This window comes from Aequoribacter fuscus (genome assembly GCF_009910365.1).
GTDB classification, from domain to species: domain Bacteria; phylum Pseudomonadota; class Gammaproteobacteria; order Pseudomonadales; family Halieaceae; genus Aequoribacter; species Aequoribacter fuscus.
In genome coordinates this window covers 1,261,632-1,279,595 of the sequence record NZ_CP036423.1, presented here as the reverse complement: position 1 = coordinate 1,279,595, position 17,964 = coordinate 1,261,632, and the positions used below count along the sequence as shown (strand labels likewise).

The 17,964-nt window shown below is 53.3% G+C and carries 18 protein-coding genes; 5 read left to right on the top strand and 13 right to left on the bottom strand.

Annotation, left to right across the window (positions count from 1 at the left end):
* Positions 1-44: 44 nt before the first annotated feature.
* The 6 genes from EYZ66_RS05680 to rlmKL all read right to left on the bottom strand — a co-directional run bounded on the left by EYZ66_RS05680 (position 45) and on the right by rlmKL (position 7,009).
* Positions 45-1,067 carry an aspartate-semialdehyde dehydrogenase gene (locus EYZ66_RS05680; RefSeq protein WP_009575487.1) on the bottom strand — a complete coding sequence of 341 codons (1,023 nt, stop codon included), beginning with the start codon at positions 1,065-1,067 and terminating at the stop codon, positions 45-47.
* Between the two features lie 12 nt (positions 1,068-1,079).
* A complete protein-coding gene (gene leuB, locus EYZ66_RS05675) occupies positions 1,080-2,165 on the bottom strand; it encodes a 3-isopropylmalate dehydrogenase (protein WP_009575488.1) in 1,086 nt (361 codons plus the stop codon).
* A 10-nt stretch (positions 2,166-2,175) separates the two neighbouring features.
* Positions 2,176-2,823, bottom strand: coding sequence for a 3-isopropylmalate dehydratase small subunit (gene leuD / locus EYZ66_RS05670; protein WP_009575489.1), 648 nt, complete (start codon positions 2,821-2,823; stop codon positions 2,176-2,178).
* On the bottom strand, positions 2,820-4,250 hold the full coding sequence (gene leuC / locus EYZ66_RS05665; RefSeq protein WP_009575490.1) for a 3-isopropylmalate dehydratase large subunit: 1,431 nt from the start codon (positions 4,248-4,250) through the stop codon (positions 2,820-2,822). Before leuC ends, leuD begins: the two co-directional genes overlap by 4 nt.
* An 87-nt stretch (positions 4,251-4,337) precedes the next feature.
* A complete protein-coding gene (locus tag EYZ66_RS05660) occupies positions 4,338-4,781 on the bottom strand; it encodes a flavodoxin family protein (RefSeq protein ID WP_040816432.1) in 444 nt (147 codons plus the stop codon).
* Complete coding sequence (rlmKL, locus tag EYZ66_RS05655) at positions 4,778-7,009, bottom strand: bifunctional 23S rRNA (guanine(2069)-N(7))-methyltransferase RlmK/23S rRNA (guanine(2445)-N(2))-methyltransferase RlmL (protein WP_009575492.1); 2,232 nt, start codon at positions 7,007-7,009, stop codon at positions 4,778-4,780. Before rlmKL ends, EYZ66_RS05660 begins: the two co-directional genes overlap by 4 nt.
* A 174-nt stretch (positions 7,010-7,183) precedes the next feature.
* On the opposite strand from rlmKL, the gene EYZ66_RS05650 reads away from it, so the two are divergent.
* A complete protein-coding gene (locus tag EYZ66_RS05650) occupies positions 7,184-8,362 on the top strand; it encodes a pyridoxal-phosphate-dependent aminotransferase family protein (protein WP_009575493.1) in 1,179 nt (392 codons plus the stop codon).
* Here the strand turns inward: EYZ66_RS05650 and EYZ66_RS05645 are convergent.
* Together EYZ66_RS05645 and EYZ66_RS05640 are read right to left on the bottom strand one after the other, a co-directional pair.
* Positions 8,359-9,369: a metal-dependent hydrolase gene (locus EYZ66_RS05645; protein WP_009575494.1), complete on the bottom strand. Its 1,011-nt coding sequence runs from the start codon at positions 9,367-9,369 to the stop codon at positions 8,359-8,361. The genes EYZ66_RS05650 and EYZ66_RS05645 overlap by 4 nt on opposite strands.
* Position 9,370: 1 nt before the next feature.
* The gene (locus EYZ66_RS05640; RefSeq protein ID WP_160195615.1) at positions 9,371-9,988 is read right to left on the bottom strand and encodes a class I SAM-dependent methyltransferase; all 618 of its coding nucleotides are present in this window, start codon (positions 9,986-9,988) and stop codon (positions 9,371-9,373) included.
* Between the two features lie 44 nt (positions 9,989-10,032).
* Between EYZ66_RS05640 and EYZ66_RS05635 the strand changes: the two genes are divergently transcribed.
* Positions 10,033-10,521 carry an asparaginase domain-containing protein gene (locus EYZ66_RS05635; protein WP_009575496.1) on the top strand — a complete coding sequence of 163 codons (489 nt, stop codon included), beginning with the start codon at positions 10,033-10,035 and terminating at the stop codon, positions 10,519-10,521.
* 4 nt (positions 10,522-10,525) lie between these two features.
* Here the strand turns inward: EYZ66_RS05635 and EYZ66_RS05630 are convergent, their stop codons facing one another.
* Positions 10,526-11,281: a lysophospholipid acyltransferase family protein gene (locus EYZ66_RS05630; RefSeq protein WP_009575497.1), complete on the bottom strand. Its 756-nt coding sequence runs from the start codon at positions 11,279-11,281 to the stop codon at positions 10,526-10,528.
* A gap of 146 nt (positions 11,282-11,427) precedes the next feature.
* Between EYZ66_RS05630 and EYZ66_RS05625 the strand changes: the two genes are divergently transcribed.
* Together EYZ66_RS05625 and EYZ66_RS05620 are read left to right on the top strand one after the other, a co-directional pair.
* Positions 11,428-11,751 (top strand): hypothetical protein, encoded by a 324-nt coding sequence (locus EYZ66_RS05625; protein WP_009575498.1) that lies wholly within the window; start codon positions 11,428-11,430, stop codon positions 11,749-11,751.
* A 10-nt stretch (positions 11,752-11,761) separates the two neighbouring features.
* Positions 11,762-12,904, top strand: a complete 1,143-nt coding sequence (locus EYZ66_RS05620; protein WP_009575499.1) for an epoxide hydrolase family protein — start codon at positions 11,762-11,764, stop codon at positions 12,902-12,904.
* Here the strand turns inward: EYZ66_RS05620 and EYZ66_RS05615 are convergent.
* Genes EYZ66_RS05615 through EYZ66_RS05600 form a run of 4 tightly spaced genes read right to left on the bottom strand, consistent with a single transcriptional unit; the run spans position 12,901 to position 17,262 of the window.
* The gene (locus EYZ66_RS05615) at positions 12,901-14,604 is read right to left on the bottom strand and encodes an amidohydrolase (RefSeq protein WP_009575500.1); all 1,704 of its coding nucleotides are present in this window, start codon (positions 14,602-14,604) and stop codon (positions 12,901-12,903) included. The two genes, EYZ66_RS05620 and EYZ66_RS05615, sit on opposite strands and share 4 nt — an antisense overlap.
* A gap of 15 nt (positions 14,605-14,619) precedes the next feature.
* Entirely contained in the window at positions 14,620-15,747 is a 1,128-nt protein-coding gene (locus EYZ66_RS05610) for an acyl-CoA dehydrogenase family protein (RefSeq protein ID WP_009575501.1), read from the bottom strand.
* Between the two features lie 12 nt (positions 15,748-15,759).
* Complete coding sequence (locus EYZ66_RS05605; RefSeq protein WP_009575502.1) at positions 15,760-16,998, bottom strand: acyl-CoA dehydrogenase family protein; 1,239 nt, start codon at positions 16,996-16,998, stop codon at positions 15,760-15,762.
* A 27-nt stretch (positions 16,999-17,025) separates the two neighbouring features.
* On the bottom strand, positions 17,026-17,262 hold the full coding sequence (locus EYZ66_RS05600) for a SlyX family protein (RefSeq protein WP_009575503.1): 237 nt from the start codon (positions 17,260-17,262) through the stop codon (positions 17,026-17,028).
* 121 nt (positions 17,263-17,383) lie between these two features.
* On the opposite strand from EYZ66_RS05600, the gene EYZ66_RS05595 reads away from it, so the two are divergent.
* The gene (locus tag EYZ66_RS05595; RefSeq protein WP_040816436.1) at positions 17,384-17,734 is read left to right on the top strand and encodes a translation initiation factor Sui1; all 351 of its coding nucleotides are present in this window, start codon (positions 17,384-17,386) and stop codon (positions 17,732-17,734) included.
* The last annotated feature ends 230 nt before the right edge of the window (positions 17,735-17,964 follow it).

Here is a 17,964-nt window from a genome sequence, read left to right as displayed (position 1 = left end):
CTCGTTTTACTTAACAACAACTTAGCACGTCACCAAAGTATCATTTATAAATGCTCTTTGATCAAGAGCTCGGCAATTTGCACACTATTCAATGCGGCGCCTTTTCGTACATTGTCGGCCACAATCCACAAATTGAAACCACGCGGATGTGAAATATCCTCACGCATACGGCCGACGTAAACTGGATCCTGCCCAGCCGCCTCAGTGACGGCTGTCGGGTAACCCCCTGCCTCGCGTTCATCGAGAACGACAACACCGGGCGCGTTTTCCAGCAATGCTCGAGCATCTTCAAGCGTCAGCTTGTCACGAGTTTCGATGTGAACCGCCTCTGAGTGACCGAAAAATACAGGAATACGAACACAAGTAGGATTCACCACAATCGCGTCGTCTTCAAAGATTTTCTGGGTCTCCCAGACCATTTTCATTTCTTCACGAGTGTAGCCATTGTCTTGGAAAGTATCGATGTGCGGCAAGGCGTTAAACGCGATTTGCTTAGGGTACACCTCAGCGTCCGCGGCTTGTCCGTTCAATAGCTTAGCGGTTTGCGTCGCCAGCTCCTCAATGGCTTCTTTACCCGTACCTGACACAGCCTGGTAGGTGCATACATTAATACGCTCAATACCGACCTTGTCATAAATGGGCTTTAAGGCCACCAACATTTGAATCGTCGAGCAATTGGGGTTCGCAATAATGCCGCGATTGGTATAGCCGGCAATCGCGTGCGGATTCACTTCAGGCACAACCAGTGGGATATCTTCGTCGCGGCGAAAGTGTGAAGTGTTATCGATAACCACACAGCCTGCCGCTGCCGCCTTCGGGGCATATTCTTCAGAGATGCTGCCACCGGCAGAGAACAAGCCAATTTGCGCCTGACTGAAATCAAATTCAGCCAAATCGGTCACCGTAATGCTGCGGCCCTTGAAACGAATGGTCTTACCAGCCGAGCGGGCGCTCGCCAGTGCGTACAGGTTGTTCACCGGAAAATTGCGTTGCTCGAGTATCTCGATCATGGCTTCCCCTACAGCACCTGTAGCACCGACAACCGCGACATTAACTCCTTGACTCATGTTCATCCTACCTTACAGAACGTTTTCAAGTGCCGCGCGAACCGCCGCACCCATAGTTGATGTTGAAACTGATGCCTCTCCCGCTGCGGCAATATCACCGGTGCGGTAGCCCTGATCCAAAACCACACCGACAGCGCGTTCGATGGCGTCGGCCGCTTGCGGTTCATTCAAACTGTAACGATACATCATCGCCGCCGACAAAATCGTCGCCAGCGGATTTGCAATGCCCTGCCCTGCGATATCGGGGGCCGAGCCGTGACAAGGTTCATACATGCCGCGCCCTGCCTGATCCAGAGATGCCGATGGCAACATACCGATGGAGCCTGTGAGCATTGCTGCCGCGTCGGATAAAATATCGCCAAACATGTTGCCGGTAACCATGACATCAAACTGCTTTGGCGCACGGATAAGCTGCATCGCCGCGTTATCGACATACATGTGGCTGAGCTCGACATCGGGGTAATCTTTTGCCACCTCGTTCACGACTTCGCGCCACAGCATGGTGGCTTCTAACACGTTCGCCTTGTCGACTGAGCACACGCGGCTGCCACGTTTACGAGCCAAGTCAAATGCCAGCACCGTAACTCGGCGTATTTCGCTCTCGGTATAGACATAGGTATTGTAACCCCGACGCTGACCATCGTCGGTGGTATCAAAACCACGTGGCTGTCCGAAGTAAATACCACCGGTGAGCTCTCTCACAATCAGCAGATCCAAACCAGCGACCAGATCAGGCTTTAAGCTTGAAGCGCCCGCGAGTTGCGGATACAAGATTGCGGGACGAAGATTACCGAATAACTGCAGGTCCGAACGGATACCCAACAAGCCTTTCTCGGGGCGAATAGCGCGATCCAAACCATCCCATTTTGGACCACCGACAGCGCCCAAAATAATCGCGTCTGCTTGATGCGCTTTTTGCGCGGTCGATTCCGGATAAGGCACGCCCTCGGCATCGATAGCGGCGCCACCCAGAAGCGCATGTTCGAGGCTCATCTCGATACCCAGTTTTTGATTTACCAGTTCAATCACAGCGACGGTTTCCGCCATAACCTCTGGGCCAATACCATCACCTGGTAAAACAAGTACTCGATGTGTCACAGTGTTTCCTCTACTTTATTACGTCGAACAACCACGGCGATTGGGCCCGCCATTTCTCTTCAAATGTACGAATCGCAGGCGCCTGCTCGAGCGTCAAACCAATATCATCTAAGCCCTTAAGCAAGCAGTCTTTGCGAAACGCATCGACTTCGAACCCATACACGTTGCCACTGGGCGTAGTGACGGTTTGAGCCTGCAAATCAATCGCTAAGCGATAACCTTCGCTCGCGTACATCTCGTCAAATAATGTCGACACGATATCCGCGTCTAAAACGACAGGTAACAAGCCGTTTTTAAAACAGTTGCTGTGAAAAATGTCCGCAAAACTGGGCGCAATAATGGCTCGAAAACCGTAGTCAGCGAGTGCCCAGGGCGCGTGCTCACGTGACGAACCACATCCAAAATTCGCCCGAGTCAGCAAGATCTCGGCACCCCGGTAGCGCGCAAAATTCAGCGGAAAATCAGGATTTAGCGGTCGCTGACTGTTGTCCGAGTCAGGCTGACCTTCATCCAAATAACGCAACTCGTCGAACAAATTGGGGCCAAAGCCCGAGCGCTTGATCGATTTCAGAAATTGTTTCGGGATAATCACATCGGTATCGACATTGGCTCGATCCATTGGGGCCGCCAGGCCATTTAACGCTCCGAACGGTTTCATGCTCGACCTCCAAACTCTCGCACATCAACAAAATGCCCGGCAATCGCAGCCGCTGCTGCCATACCCGGGCTCACAAGGTGCGTGCGCCCGCCGATACCCTGCCGCCCTTCAAAATTGCGATTCGAGGTGCTCGCGCAATGTTCGCCAGAACCCAATTTATCGGCGTTCATCGCCAAACACATTGAGCAACCGGGTTCGCGCCATTCAAATCCAGCCTCGATCAAAATGGTATGTAGACCTTCTTTTTCAGCTTGCGCCTTAACCTCACCGCTGCCCGGAACAACCATGGCTTGTTTGACGTTTGCCGCAACTTTTCGACCCTTCGCTATTGCCGCGGCTTCGCGGATGTCCTCGATACGTGAATTGGTGCACGAACCAATGAACACGCGATCCAGTTTGATATCGGTGATTGCCTGTCCACCTTGCAGCCCCATGTACTCAAGGGCTCGCTTGACGCTGCTTTTACTCACATCGTCGGCTTGGGCTTCGACGGTCGGCACAGAGGCATCAACAGGCAAGACCATTTCTGGAGAGGTACCCCAGGTCACTTGCGGCTTGATATCCTCAGCCTGCAGCACGACTTCTCGATCAAATACCGCATCGGCATCAGAGTGCAGCGTGCGCCAGTAGGCTTCAGCCTGATCCCACAGTGCACCGCTTGGCGCGTAGGGGCGGCCTTTCACATAATCTAAGGTCACTTGGTCAACCCCTACCATGCCCATTCGAGCGCCCGCCTCAATCGACATATTGCACAGAGTCATGCGCCCTTCCATGCTTAACGCCTGCACCGCACTACCGGCGAATTCGATGGCGTAACCCGTCCCACCTGCAGTGCCAATCGTACCAATAATCGCCAAGGCCATATCCTTGGCAGTCACACCCGCAGCGAGATGCCCTTCGACTCGGACACGCAAGTTCTTCATTTTACGTTGGATCAAACACTGTGTGGCCAACACGTGTTCGACTTCTGAGGTACCAATACCATGGGCAAGCGCGCCCAACGCACCGTGTGTTGACGTATGGGAGTCACCGCAAACCACGGTCATACCCGGCAAGGTCGCGCCGGTCTCGGGCCCCACCACGTGCACAATGCCCTGGCGCACGTCGTTAATCGGTATTTCGACAATATCGAAGGCTATGCAGTTATCATCTAGCGTTTGAACCTGCAAGCGCGACACTGGGTCAACAATACCTGCCACACCGCCCGCACGCTCTTTGGCATCCGTCGGCACGTTGTGATCAGGTACAGCGAGGTTGGCATCTCGACGCCAAGGTTTGCGCCCAGCAATACGCAAACCTTCGAAAGCTTGCGGTGAGGTCACCTCATGAATGAGATGACGATCGATATAAATCAGCGCGGTGCCGTCATCGCGCAGCTCGACGAGGTGGCTCTCCCACAACTTGTCGTATAAGGTCTTGCCTGCCATACCTTTCCCCTATTTCAAACCAGCGCGCAAGTCTATGCCGAAGCGCTTATTTTCTCAATTCTGATGGGCTTTTTTGACCGCATTTCTTCAAAAGATTCCCATTTTTACGCCCTCACTCAAGGCCTGTCCCCAATCGTGAGCGTAGGCCAAGCTAGTCTCGCTAGGCTCACCCAGTAAAATTTCCGTCGGAGCCATTAACTTTAGAGGAAATCCTTTGGCCACTCGCTCGAACTGAGCAAGGGCGCCGCGCCCATCATTGCCAGCGCAAATTAACATCGCGGCCAAAGCCACTCGTTCTTGCTCGTAAAACGGGTAGAGCGTTCGATCCAAAAACGCCTTGAACTCCCCAGCAAGACTTGCCGAATTTTCTGCGCCTACCAGTAACACAGCATCGGACTCAAGCCAGACGTCTACCCCGGCATCAAGCGCGCGAAACACAGCGCACTGGGCTACGGTTTGCACTCCCCGTGCTACCTGCTGTGCAATAAGAGCGCTACGCCCCGACTGCGAGTGGTACACGACACTGATCATGAACCGCGATGGCGCAGCATCCACGCCTGGTGAATTTTCGGATTGCGTTCGAAGTCTGGATCCAAGGTCTGCGCACTGATGTCGCGAACCTCATAAGCCTCTGCCAGCGTGTCGTCTAACTTAAACCCCCGACGATTGTTCGAAAAGTACAACACGCCCGAAGGTTCAAGCACGGCCATGGCCGCCTGTACTAAACTGACCTGATCGCGCTGAACATCAAAGCTTTGGTCGGTTTTTTTAGAGTTCGAGAACGACGGCGGATCCAACAAGATTAAATCAAAACGCTCTTTCGTCGTTCCCAGCCAAGCGGACACATCGGAACGCACTATCGCATTCGTTGCTTCTGCCAGTCCATTAAGAGCCAAATTTTCGCGATACCAAGCCGTATAGGTATTCGACAAATCGACACTCACCGTGCGTTTCGCGCCCCCTAAAGCCGCGTGAATACTCGCCGTACCGGTATAACAGAACAAATTCAAAAATCGCTTACCTTTGGCCTCGGCCGCAATGCGCGTACGCATGGGACGATGATCCAAGAATAAGCCGGTATCGAGATAATCCTGCAAATTCACCAACAGCTTGGCTTTTCCTTCTCGCACAACGTGCTTTTGCCCTTGGCTGCTGTGCTTCTCGTATTGTGATTGGCCGCGTTGGCGTCGCCGCTGTTTCACCGAAATCTGCGACGGTGCGACGTTAAATTCGACACACAAGGCATGAATGGCGTCCTCAAGGCGCGCTATGGCCGCGTCCTCGTCAACGTGTTTAGGCGCTTGATACTCAGCCAGATGCAGCTTCCCATCATACACATCAACGGCCACCGAGTACTCCGGCATATCAGCATCATACAGTCGATAGCATTGTGTTTGTGTCTGCTTTAACCACCCTTTCAATCGCTTTCTATTCTTGCGAATACGATTCAAAAACATCTGCCCGCCCGCGGTCAGCGTACCCTCGGACACCTCAATACCCGAGGCGACATTTTCCTCGGTCTGATGGCTATTTTGCTGGGCTGCGCCTAGATCCTTCCAGCGGTTGTCGTCAGTTAATGAGAACAAAGCCAGATGCACAGGCAGCGCGCCGTTATAAAGCACGTATTGTTTGTGACTGCGAAGCCCTACCGCTTTCGATTGCGCAACCTCGCCCGCTAAGACCGCCAGCTCCCAGCCCGCAAATTCTCGGCTGGCACGCTCACCGAGCTGATTGTACAAATAGCGCAAGGCGGCCGCCTCACCCAGACGTTCACCGTAAGGCGGGTTGCAGACAACTAGGCCTTTGTTTAAGGGCCGATGCGTAGGCTTAGCCAACTTTGCTAAGGGCTTTACGGACACTCGCACGTAATCCGAAAGCCCCAAGGCCTCGATATTTTCCTCAGCAGCGCGAACGGCACGAGCGTCGGCATCGTACCCTCGAATTTCGATATCCTGCAGACGCTGTTTGCCCGCAGCGGCTCGCTTTTCAGCCTCTGATTTTAGAATGCGCCACTGCTCTGGTATGAAATCTGGAAGCCGCTCAAAACCGCAGCGCTTGCGGCGCAACCCGGGCGCTATATCAGCTGCCATCATTGCGCCTTCGATCAATAAGGTACCGGTGCCGCACATGGGGTCAACCAAGGCCCCTTGTTCCTCAACGAGCTTAGGCCACCCCGCTCGCATCAAAATAGCGGCCGCCAGCGTTTCCTTCAAAGGCGCAGCCCCACTTCGTGTCCGATATCCTCGCCAATGTAAGCTCCCGTCACCGTAATCAATGCCAATACTTAGTCCCTGAGGCTTTAGGTGACAGTTAAAACGAATATCAGGCGACTTACGATCGACATTAGGCCTCGCCCCCAAGGTCGTGGACAAGCGGTCCACAATGGCATCTTTAACCTTTTGGGCGCTGAATTGAGTGTTGCGTAAAAAGTCGTTGGTGCCGTGAAAATCAACCGACATGCTTTGATTCGGGCGAATCCAGGCCTGCCAGTCTTGTTGCACTAACTGCTCGTACAGCTCATCTGCTGTTTTGACGGGAAACTCACCCAACAAGCGTATCACTCGATTCGCAACACGGCTCCAAAGCACCATGCGCAAACCAAACACCTGAGGCGCCTCGGCATAAACTCCTGCGACAACTTCACGTGTATTCTCGCCCCCCAAGCTTTGAATCTCAGCGGCCAATACGGGCTCAAGCCCTTTGGCACAACTCACAAACCATTCGAGTGGCGTATTTGCAGATTTTTCGGGGGTATACATGGGTAATCTCGGCGAATCAAGACGCCATTGTAACAGCGAATGCCCAGTAGCGCGCGCACACGCATCCGACATAACTCATTATTTACACAATAAATACCGGCTATTGCCGCCGCGCCAATGCTGATGTTTTAACGCAAAAACTGGTAGCCTTGGTGTTTTGAATAGGAGATGACTATGACTGGCGCTTTCCACCCCCCTTTACGCACTTTAATGGGCCCAGGCCCTTCCGACGTGCCACCACAGGTCCTTGAGGCTTTGGGGCGTCCGACGATTGGCCACCTAGATCCCCAATTCGTCACCTTAATGGACGACATAAAACGTTTATTGCAGTACGTTTTTCAAACGGACAACGCACTGACATTACCCATCTCAGCGCCGGGCTCGGCGGGCATGGAAGCGGCCTTTGTCAACTTAATTGAGCCGGGCGACAAAGTCATTGTGTGTCAGAACGGTGTATTTGGCGGGCGCATGAAAGAGAACGTCGAGCGCTGTGGTGCTAGCGCAATCATGGTAGAAGATACCTGGGGCACCGAGGTCTCCTTGGATAAGGTGGAACAAGCGTTCTTTGAAAACAACAACATCAAGGCACTGGCTTTTGTGCATGCAGAGACCTCTACAGGGGTTCGCAGTGATGCCAAGGCGCTAGCGGCAATCGCTCACAAGCACGACGCCTTAGTCATCATGGATACGGTCACGGGGCTCGCTGGAATCCCCGTAGAGGTAGACACCTGGGGCATTGACTGCGCCTATTCGGGCACGCAGAAGTGTCTGTCTTGCACGCCAGGCATTGCACCCATCACCTTCAGTCAACGAGCACAAGACGTCATTGCCAACCGCAGCACCAAGGTACAAAGCTGGTTTTTAGACATGCAGCTCATCATGGGCTACTGGGGTGCGAACACAAAGCGTGCCTATCACCACACCGCGCCAGTGAATGCCATGTATGCGTTACACGAGTCACTACGCCTAGTCGAGGCCGAAGGTCTTGCTGCGGCGCATGCGCGTCATGCACTGCACCACAAAGCCCTTGTGGCAGGATTAGAAGCCATGGGGCTTAGCATGGCCGTTGCAGCCGACGTTCGCCTGCCCCAGCTCAATGCGGTCAACATACCCGAGGGCGTCGATGACGGTGGTGTGCGAGCAGCGCTGCTAGAGCAATTTGATCTAGAAATCGGAGCGGGACTTGGCGCGCTTGCAGGCAAAACGTGGCGTATCGGCCTTATGGGCTTTAGCGCTAAAGCCGTCAACGTGCGCAAATGTTTGTTGGCACTCGAAACCGTGCTCAGTGCACAAGGTGCCAACATCGCAGCGGGCCAAGCGCTGGCCGCTGCAGAAGCCGTTTATCAGGCTTAATCGATATCCGCGCCGGTCATCATTGCCCACAGAGTGGGCAATGCGGCTCTCGAATCGCCTCGGTGCATTTGATACATCACATGCCTCTCTGCAGACGCTGGTGGCTCCAACTGTATACTCCATAACGCGTTAATATCGTTGGGTAACAACGAATAGCGCATATCGATTACGCGATTAGGATCGCTCTGATCTAGAGCCAGATAGTCGTTACTGAACCATCGAAAACGTTCGACATCATGTGCCTGCTGACTGTTTGATTCCAACCAAGGAAGATCCCTGCTCACATTCAACTTAGCCACAGATTCTCCGACATACACTTTTGACTTCCACCCCACATGCACCGCATCAACGAAGAAGACCTCATCGGCCTCATATACCGTTTTAAACACCAACAGATTGGCGAAGCTCGGCTTCGCCTCTAATCTATGCGGCGTGTGACCTCGACTCTCCGCCAAACGCCACGCAACCTCTTCAGCTCGGTCTCGCTGCACCATTCCGAACGTCACATACGTTCCAAACCATGCCACGGCCAACAATACCGCTGCCGAGGATCTAGTCCGAACCGTCCAAACAATTGCCGCGAGCAAAGGCAAGGTCACTAAAGGGTCAATAATCGACAGTATATTCCATGCCACGCGTTCGTAACTGAGCGGCCAAAAAAGCAAGGTGCCATATGTTGTGCAGGCATCAAGTAGACCGTGCGTTGCGTAACCCAAAAAACAAAACACATAAGACAGTGAAAAGCGGAACCCAAAACGCTTGCCGATGAGACCGTGCAAGACCAAAGTGCACAATAGTGCCCCCAAGGGAATAAACAACAGCGAGTGGGTAAACTGCCGATGGTACTCTAAGAACAGTAAGGGATCGGCGCTCGATCGAATCAATACGTCCAAATCCGGCGCCATGCCGCCTAAGGCACCCAGCACAGCCGCGCCAGCAAGCTGTTCTGGGCGCGCTTTCGTAAGCGCAACTGCCGCCCCCAAAGCGCCTTGTGTGACAGGATCCATACTAAACCTCGGCCCGCCCCCACACATTAAACCCCGCGATTTTCGGGGTTTTAGGAAGGTACATCGTTTCAAGCTCGGGTAGAGCAATACCGGCCGTGGCAAATAGGCCCGCGATATCACGATTAATATGGCAACCACCCGCAATACGCTTCCAAATCGGGTTGATGCGGTTCTGCCACTTCATGACCCCGTCCTCAGGCGCCAACCCATGCTCAGAGAAGTGTATAGAGCCCCCTGACTTGACCACTCTTTTCAGCTCGAGCAACGCCGCTACGGGGTCGGGAATGGTGCACAAGCTATAGGTCACGACAGCAGAATCCATCGAGTTATCTTCAAGTGGGATTTGGTCGCCCGACAAGCCGCGATACTCGACATGAAAAGGCACTGCCTTGACGCGCTCCTGAGCCAGCTCCCAGGACTTGGCACTTGGATCAATCCCGATGACACATTCAACTTTGGCTGGATCATAATGTGTGAGGTTGAGCCCCGTACCAATACCAATTTCTACCACCTTGCCCAGAGCTCGGGGAACGACCTTATCGCGCTGTTTGTGAAAAGTACCAGAGCCGCAAGCGCAGTTAATCATGTGTGGTAAAATCCGGTCTTCGTAAAAGCTCATGACAATTATCCCTCGGGCCCTAATTCACTATTGTTGGCAAGCGCATGCATATTCACATAATCACGACCGGCGGTACAATCGACAAGGTTTATTTTGACGCGAAAAGCACGTATCAAATTGGCCAGCCGGTCATTGAACGCTTACTTGACGAAATGAACGTTGCCTTTTCCCATACGCTTATCCCTCTGATGCGGATTGATAGCTTGGATATGAGCGATGAACACCGCCAGACGCTCGCTGATTGTATCGCAGAGCTGCCGCCTGGCGCCCGCGTCATCGTCACTCATGGGACCGATACCATGACCGACTCTGCCCGCTATCTTGGTCACCTTATGGACAAAACGGTCGTCTTCACCGGCGCCTTGCAACCCGCGGCCTTTCGCGACTCCGACGCTATCTTTAACATTGGCTGTGCCTTAGGTGCCGCACAATCGGCAGCACCTGGCGCTTACATCGCGATGAATGGGCAGATCTTCAAACCCGAACAGGTCGTCAAAAATCGGGACGCCAATCGCTTCGAGGCCATTATCTAAAGGCTTAGGCATTGACCCTATAGGGCTCAGGATCGAGTTCACGCATTTTTGCTTCGACCCACTCTTTTACTTCGTGCATGAGGTCTTCAGCGGTTCGACCTTGGCAGGAAATTGGCTCGCCGATTGCAACATCAATAGTGCCTGGGGTCAAAGCAAACGAAGCTCTGCGCCAGCAACGGCCGGAGGTGATAGCAATAGGTACTAACACCGCATCGGTCGCCACACCCAAACGGCTGGCACCCGTTTTGTAGGCTGGATCTACCCCGGGCACAGTTCGCGTCCCTTCAGGGAACATAATCACCCAGTTACCCTGATCCATGAGAATACGGCCTTGCTCTGCGACCTTGTTCCAAGCCTCTTTACGTTTTGAGCGATCGATATAAATCATATCCAAGCGGTACAGCGCCCAGCCGAATAACGGAATCCACAATAGCTCTTTCTTAAAGACGTAAGACAAGGGATTGGGACTAATCGTGGGCAGAAAGAAGGTCTCCCACGTGGACTGGTGCTTCGGGCAAAGTATCACGCGCTGCTTACTCAGAGCGAGCGCGTCGAGGATTTCTTGACCCTCAACGCGATAGTTTACACCCCCGATAATACGCGCCGCTTGAATGACGCCGTTTAAGTAGGGAACCCCAACCCGCCAATAAATAAAGTCACCGCGATGAATGATCGATACCAACAATAAGAGGCTGGCCGCTGGTATCAGTGTGATCACCAGGTAGGCGAACACCAGCGTCGAGCGAATAAACTTAAGCAAAATAAAAATCCCCCGAAATTTAGGCGCTCATTAAACCAAAAGCTGAACCACTTAAACAGTACGTTTTACTATTTACAAAGCGCCGTGTGAGGGACACACTGTGTGGTTGTATCAAATTTTACTCATAGTGGTGTTTAACCCAGTGTATGAAAAAGATTCCGACCAAAGCTGACGTTCGCAAAGCCCTTCAGGCGGAGGTGCAGGCTTACATTGCCTCTGGCGGCAGCGTAAAGCAGGTACCAGCAGGCCAGAGTGGAAAAGATGCCACCCAACCCGAACACCGCACCCTGCGAGAGATATTTACCGGCCCCAAGCAAGAGCGCACCCCACTCGATCATGTCGTAGCCGAGCTGCAATCGCGTCGCCAAAGTGTGAGTTCCGCAAAACCCAAGGTTAAAAAACGCCCCAAGAAAAAGGTGATTTACGACGACTTTGGCGAACCTCTCAGAACCGTTTGGGTAGAAGAATAAGGAGATCAAAATGACAACTGCACCGAAACCTTTACACATCAGTATCCCCGAGACCGACATCAAGGACCTTAAGCAGCGCTTGAGTCAGACCCGCTGGCCTGAAGCGGAGCTCGTTGACGACTGGAGCCAAGGGGTTCCGTTGTCCTATCTGCAGGATTTGGCCAGTGAATGGGGCTCAAGCTACGACTGGCGTGCGTGCGAGCATTGGATTAACAACCAAGGTTTACAGACAGTGCGAATCGGTCATCAAGATATCGCCTTTTTACACATACGCTCCGACAAGCCCAACGCCAAACCTCTATTACTCAGCCATGGATGGCCCGGATCGATTCTTGAATTCAAAGCATTGATACCGCGGCTATCACAGGGCACTGATGGCGAGCAAACATTCCACCTAGTCATTCCCTGTCTGCCTGGTTTCGGCTTTTCAGGGAAACCTCAGCAAACAGGCACCGGTGTTGCCACCATCGCCTACTTATTTGATCAACTCATGAAGGCTGTGGGCTATGCAGAGTATTTTGCCCACGGTGGCGACTGGGGCAGTATCATTACCCAGACCTTACCTTTACTACCCGACTCCGGCGTTCAAGGTATTCACATCACCATGCCCGTTGTGCAACCGGACCCTGCCACCATGAGCGAACTGACAGACGAGGAAAACGACGCCTTGGCTGCCGGCGCACACTACGTACGCTGGGACAGTGGTTATTCGACTCAACAAGCATCCCGCCCACAAACCATCGGCTACGCCTTAACCGACTCACCTGTTGGGCAGCTGGCATGGATTGTGGAAAAATTCTGGTCTTGGACTGATTGTGAACGCGATGGCGTTAGCCTGCCAGAACATGCGGTTGATCGAACAACGATACTAGACACCGTATCGCTCTATTGGTTTACCGCCACTGCCGCAAGTTCGGCGCGCTTATACTGGGAGAGCTTTCACCCCACCGAAGAGTTGCCCATCGTCAATGCGCCAACGGGCGTGAGCATATTCCCAAAAGAAATCTTTAAAGCCTCGCGCCGCTGGGTAGAACAGCGCTTTCCTAACGTGACGTACTGGAACAGGTTGGATGCAGGCGGTCATTTCGCTGCACTGGAACAGCCAGATACGCTAGCGCAGGAAATTAGAGCCTGTATCGCGAGCTTTACCTAACGACGATAAATCGTTACGCCGCCAATGACCGTGCGCTCGACTTTAAGCTCGTGCACACGGTCGGTATTTTCCAGCGGGTTCCCTGATAACACCACCAAGTCAGCAAGCTTACCCGGTTCAATCGAACCCAGTCTATCCTCTTGCCCCACCTGCCAGGCCGCATCGATAGTTGTTGCTCTCAAGGCCGTCATAACGTCAGTGCGCTGGTCGGCACCGAGCACCGCGCCAGAACTGGTTAAACGGTTCACCATCGCCGACACCGCACGAAGTGGGCGCATTGGGACCACAGGCGTATCTAAATGCGTGGTAAAGCGAACACCATTCTGAATCGCCCACTGCGATGGACTGATGTTTTCAGCGCGCTCTGGCCCCATGAAGATATCACGATGTCGATCACCCCAAAAATACACATGCGCTGTGAAGAATGATGGCGTCACACCCAAACGGGCCATCCGCTCAACTTGGTCTAGCCGCGACATCTGGGAATGAATCAAAATAGTTCTATGGTCGTTAGCAGGGAACTCTCGAAGGGCCGCTTCGATGGCATCTAAAGCATCATTGATGGAGGCGTCACCATTGGTATGGATGGCGACTTTATAGCCGTGCTTGAAAATTTCACGCACTTGCCTAAACAACTCTTCTCGCGACACACGCGCATAGCCGCGATAATCCGCATCCCCTTTATAGGGCACATGGTAAGGATGGCTCAAATAGCCGGTGTAACCCTGAATGCTGCCGTCGGCCACAATTTTAAAGCCGACAACGTCAAACCGGTCAGTGTCCCACTCCCTTTCATCAAAGGTACCTTGCGTGATGGCTTCGTCGTTTTCCGTTTGCAACGGCATGACGGTGAGCCGCTGCGGTATGACGCCCCAATTTGACATCATGCGCATGCCTTTCATCTGCTCTTGAGACGCGGCTCCCATATTTGCCGTTGTGACGCCATGCTGCGCATAGTCCTTAACAGCGGCTTTCGTCATTAAAAAACCTTCAAACGCACCAAAACCCAGGACCTCTTGCATCAGGCTCATCATCGCGTTTTCTTCAAGAACACCGGTGGCCCGCCCTTGCTCGTCGCGGACAATCACACCACCCTCTGGATCGGGTGTTGTCGAATCAATGCCCAGTAGCTCTAGTGCTTTGGTATTGACGGTCGCAAAGTGTAACGAGCTGTGCAGTGCCACAACCGGTTGCTCGGTCGAAACCTTATCCAAATCTAAGCGAGTCGGATGACGCTGCTCGGCAATCGCTGTGTCGTCATAGCTTAGCCCTATGACCCATTCACCCGGCGCTTTCGACTGGGCTTGCGCACGCAAGCGTTCAATCAGCATCGCCATGTCTATAACGTCACCCACCGGCGGGCTGCTGAGATTGGCGACTAGAGAATACATTCCCGAACCCGGAAAATGACCATGCGCATCGATAAATCCGGGTAACAAGGTTCGGCCGAGCAAGTCGTGGACCTCAGTTTCGTCGGTGACGAGCGCCATAATATCCTCGGTGGTGCCCACCGCCTCAATCCTGTCACCACGTACCGAGATCGCCTGGGCAATGGGCGCTTCTGCATTCATCGTTAGAACCGTGCCATCAATAAACACCTGATGTGCGGGCGGCTCCGGCGTACGAGTTGCCATTTGAAACAACACATACAGACCACCGAAAAACGCTAGGGCCACCAAGGCCCAAGTTGACTTGCTCATACCTTACCTTTCTCGTTACGCCGCTACAGGACCAAACACAATGTCAGCCAGCTTGGCGCGATGCCAAACCGCATCGCCGTACAAGGCTTTGCTGTGCATCTGACGTTTAAAATACAAGTGCACGTAGCACTCCCAGGTGAAGCCTATACCACCGTGCATTTGCACCGCTCGGCTCGCTGAAAAATCAGCTGTATCAGCCGCTGAGGCTTTAGCTAAATGGCCGGCTTTCTGTGTGTTGGGCTCGTCGCAGTCATAAGCACAAGCGGCGTTGTAAGCCAGTGATTTGGTTTCATCAATCGCCATCATCACGTTGACTAATGGGTGCTTAACCCCCTGGAAAAATCCCAGCGGACGATCAAACTGCTTGCGCACACTCACATACTCAACCGTAGTTTGCAATAACCATTCGCCTGCGCCGACGACATCAGCAGCCAAGAGCGCAGAAATTGCCGGGTGTGCGGCCGCAAAGGCGGCACACGCGTCCGAACCCAATTTAACGGCAGACACCCCATCAAAGGTAACCGTCGCTTGATCACGCGTTAAATCGATAATCGCGTCTTGTTTGACACTCACACCTGCCGCACTCTTATCGACCCAGTACCAAGCAATACCGCTGTCAGATTGCGCAGCAACCAGCAGAGCATCAACTTTACCGGCTTCTTGCACAAAATACGCCGAACCGCTGAGTACCCCACCGCTAGCCTGCACCTGGGTTGTGCTTGGCTCATAGCTACCGTGCTGATCGGCAAAGGCCAGCGCTACCGATTTACCGTCTAAGATCGCCTCAAACCCAGCGTCGGCTTGATCACAGTGCGATAGCACCAAACCTGCATTCAGTGTTTCAAGCAGAGGGCTCGGGCACGCGGCTTTACCTTGTGCCTCAATTAAACCCGCGACAGCTACCAGCGGCAAACCTAGACCGCCTTTTTCTTCAGGTACGGTTAGAATGGACCAGCCGAGCTCCACCATTTCGGCCCAGATTTCGGGCTTCCAATCCACCACGGGATCGCGCTCAGGGGTCGAATCGTGCGCCACTAGGGCATGCAGTTGATCCACCGGCAAACGGTCATTAAAAAACTTTTCTGCTTGCGCTTTGAGGGCTGCGGCATCCGCGTCGTAGCCAAAATTCTTTGGTTGTGCCATGGTCAAACCCTCCTATTTAGACTTCGGCAGGCCGAGCACACGCTCGCCCAAAATATTACGTTGTACTTCGCTGGTGCCGGCAGCAATCGTGAAACCAAAGGAGTTCATGTAACCCAATGTCCACTGCCCGCCTTCCAGCGCAGCGTCGTCGCCGAGGTATAAGGAGCCTTTAGCACCTCCGACTTCCATCGCTAAGTTCGCCGTGCGCTGATGCAATTCGCTTACCTGCACCTTACCTTGCAGAGGTATACGCATGGGATGGTCCGTTAATTCGGGCACCCGTCCACGCCGCGAGGTCTGAATAAAGCCTTCTTCGCGGACCAACTCTTGCATGATCTTGTCACGCATGACGGGATCGTCCGACACGGGCTTGCCACCACGCATTGTCTCTTTCGCAAGTTTCACAACCGCGCTTACGGAGGTTGTAAACGAAGCTTTGGATGTCATGCCCCCGGCTCGCGGTGTATCCAGGTTACCCGCACCGCGCTCGAATAGCAGCGTGGTCATGGCCACCTGCCAGCCCTTACCGAGCTCGTCTAAGCGCATGCGATCGTCCACCACAAGGTTTTCGAACAAAACCTCGTTGAAGCCCAGCTCACCTGTCATTTTAATCAAAGGGCGAACAGTAACGCCTTTGCCCAAGGCAGATTTAATGGGCACCACAAAATAGCTAAGCCCGTCGTATTTGTGCGACTTATCCGTGCGCACCAAAATAATCATCCAGCTCGCAAAGTGCGCCAAGCTCGTCCACACTTTATGACCATTGATCACCCACTTACCATCATCTGTGGGCTCGGCAAAGGTTTGCACGCTCGCCAAATCCGAGCCAGCGCCCGGCTCACTGAATCCCTGACACCAAATATCTTCACCTGATAGCAAGCGCGGCAGTAACTCGGCTTTTAGCTCATCACTAGCGTGATTCAGAATCGTCGGTGCTGCCATACCCAGACCAATCACGTTGGGCAAGATGGGCGTTTTAGCGCGCACCATCTCGTCGTTCGCAATACGCTGAAAATTCGTGTGGCCACCGCCACCGCAAAACTCAGGGTAATCACAACCTACCAAGCCAGCGTCGTAGGCCGACTTCTGCCACGCCTGCAAAAAATCCATTTGATCGCTATTCATGATCTCGATGGCGCTTTGCGGCAACCGAACTGGCGGTTCGCCTGGGTGATTTGCTGCCAGCCACGATCGGCAGTGCTCTCTAAAGGCCGCCTGTTCAGGGGTGTCGACTCTAGCTCCGTCGCTCATGTTATTCTCCTTTATTGTTGGTCAGGGTCAATAATGTGGGGGGCGCTCTACGACGTTTGTGTCGCCCCACTGCGCGCTTGCTGATTCCAGCTCGCCGCGTAACTCATCGAGTTGGCGTTTTAGTTCATGGATCATCACGTCTTGCCGCGCAACAATATCGTCGAGCTCTGCGTGCGCTTCTTCAGCGAATACCAAACGTGTCTGTAGATCCACAATTTGTGCTTCCAAAGAGTAGAGATCAAGGCTTGTCTTTGTCTCGGTCATTTCGCGCCAACTGTGTGCCGAAGGTAATCCCCAATCATAACGATGATTCGCCAGCGTAACCACCAATGCGTTAAACTTTTACCTTCGATCATTTAGCTGCGAGTGACATTAGGAAAACACCATGGGGAAGAAATCAGGCCTTGTCTATTCAACCGAGCACGGCAGACTCTGTCCCGGCTGCGGCCAACCCGAAACTCGCTGCCAGTGTGGCCCCACTGCCCCACCTGAGGGCGACGGTTGGGTCCGAATCATGCGCAGCAACAAGGGACGCGGCGGAAAAACGGTATCGATCGTGAGCGGGCTGGGTTTGGCCGGTTCTGAGTTAAAAACCTTAGCCAAACAGCTAAAACAGCAATGTGGTGTCGGTGGCGCCGTCAAAGACTTTGATATCGAGATTCAAGGCGACCAGCGCGAGAAGATAAAAGCCTATCTGGAATCTAAGGGGTACAAGGTCAAGTTAGCGGGGGGATAAAAATACCGTCACCAAAGCTCGCCAGAACAAAAGTTTTGTTTTATATTTAAACCTTAACGGCAAAGGTGTTGAATAGGTGAACGGTACCCCCCCCCCCCCCCCGAATTTAACCCATAAAAGTCAAAAGGTTACGTGCTTTTCGCTAGGCGATTGTAGAGCTTGCGGCGCACTCAAAGTGGCATTACAGCGGCGGCATAGAACGTGGCTGGAGAAATGGAGGTACGATGCAA

Bases quoted from the DNA above. Each gene is read 5' to 3' on its own strand.
- EYZ66_RS05680 (WP_009575487.1), bottom strand. From the start codon at position 1,067: ATGAGTCAAGGAGTTAATGTCGCGGTTGTCGGTGCTACAGGTGCTGTA.
- leuD (WP_009575489.1), bottom strand. From the start codon at position 2,823: ATGAAACCGTTCGGAGCGTTAAATGGCCTGGCGGCCCCAATGGATCGA.
- leuC (WP_009575490.1), bottom strand. From the start codon at position 4,250: ATGGCAGGCAAGACCTTATACGACAAGTTGTGGGAGAGCCACCTCGTC.
- EYZ66_RS05660 (WP_040816432.1), bottom strand. From the start codon at position 4,781: ATGATCAGTGTCGTGTACCACTCGCAGTCGGGGCGTAGCGCTCTTATT.
- rlmKL (WP_009575492.1), bottom strand. From the start codon at position 7,009: ATGTATACCCCCGAAAAATCTGCAAATACGCCACTCGAATGGTTTGTG.
- EYZ66_RS05650 (WP_009575493.1), top strand. From the start codon at position 7,184: ATGACTGGCGCTTTCCACCCCCCTTTACGCACTTTAATGGGCCCAGGC.
- EYZ66_RS05645 (WP_009575494.1), bottom strand. From the start codon at position 9,369: ATGGATCCTGTCACACAAGGCGCTTTGGGGGCGGCAGTTGCGCTTACG.
- EYZ66_RS05640 (WP_160195615.1), bottom strand. From the start codon at position 9,988: ATGAGCTTTTACGAAGACCGGATTTTACCACACATGATTAACTGCGCT.
- EYZ66_RS05635 (WP_009575496.1), top strand. From the start codon at position 10,033: ATGCATATTCACATAATCACGACCGGCGGTACAATCGACAAGGTTTAT.
- EYZ66_RS05625 (WP_009575498.1), top strand. From the start codon at position 11,428: ATGAAAAAGATTCCGACCAAAGCTGACGTTCGCAAAGCCCTTCAGGCG.
- EYZ66_RS05620 (WP_009575499.1), top strand. From the start codon at position 11,762: ATGACAACTGCACCGAAACCTTTACACATCAGTATCCCCGAGACCGAC.
- EYZ66_RS05615 (WP_009575500.1), bottom strand. From the start codon at position 14,604: ATGAGCAAGTCAACTTGGGCCTTGGTGGCCCTAGCGTTTTTCGGTGGT.
- EYZ66_RS05610 (WP_009575501.1), bottom strand. From the start codon at position 15,747: ATGGCACAACCAAAGAATTTTGGCTACGACGCGGATGCCGCAGCCCTC.
- EYZ66_RS05605 (WP_009575502.1), bottom strand. From the start codon at position 16,998: ATGAGCGACGGAGCTAGAGTCGACACCCCTGAACAGGCGGCCTTTAGA.
- EYZ66_RS05600 (WP_009575503.1), bottom strand. From the start codon at position 17,262: ATGACCGAGACAAAGACAAGCCTTGATCTCTACTCTTTGGAAGCACAA.
- EYZ66_RS05595 (WP_040816436.1), top strand. From the start codon at position 17,384: ATGGGGAAGAAATCAGGCCTTGTCTATTCAACCGAGCACGGCAGACTC.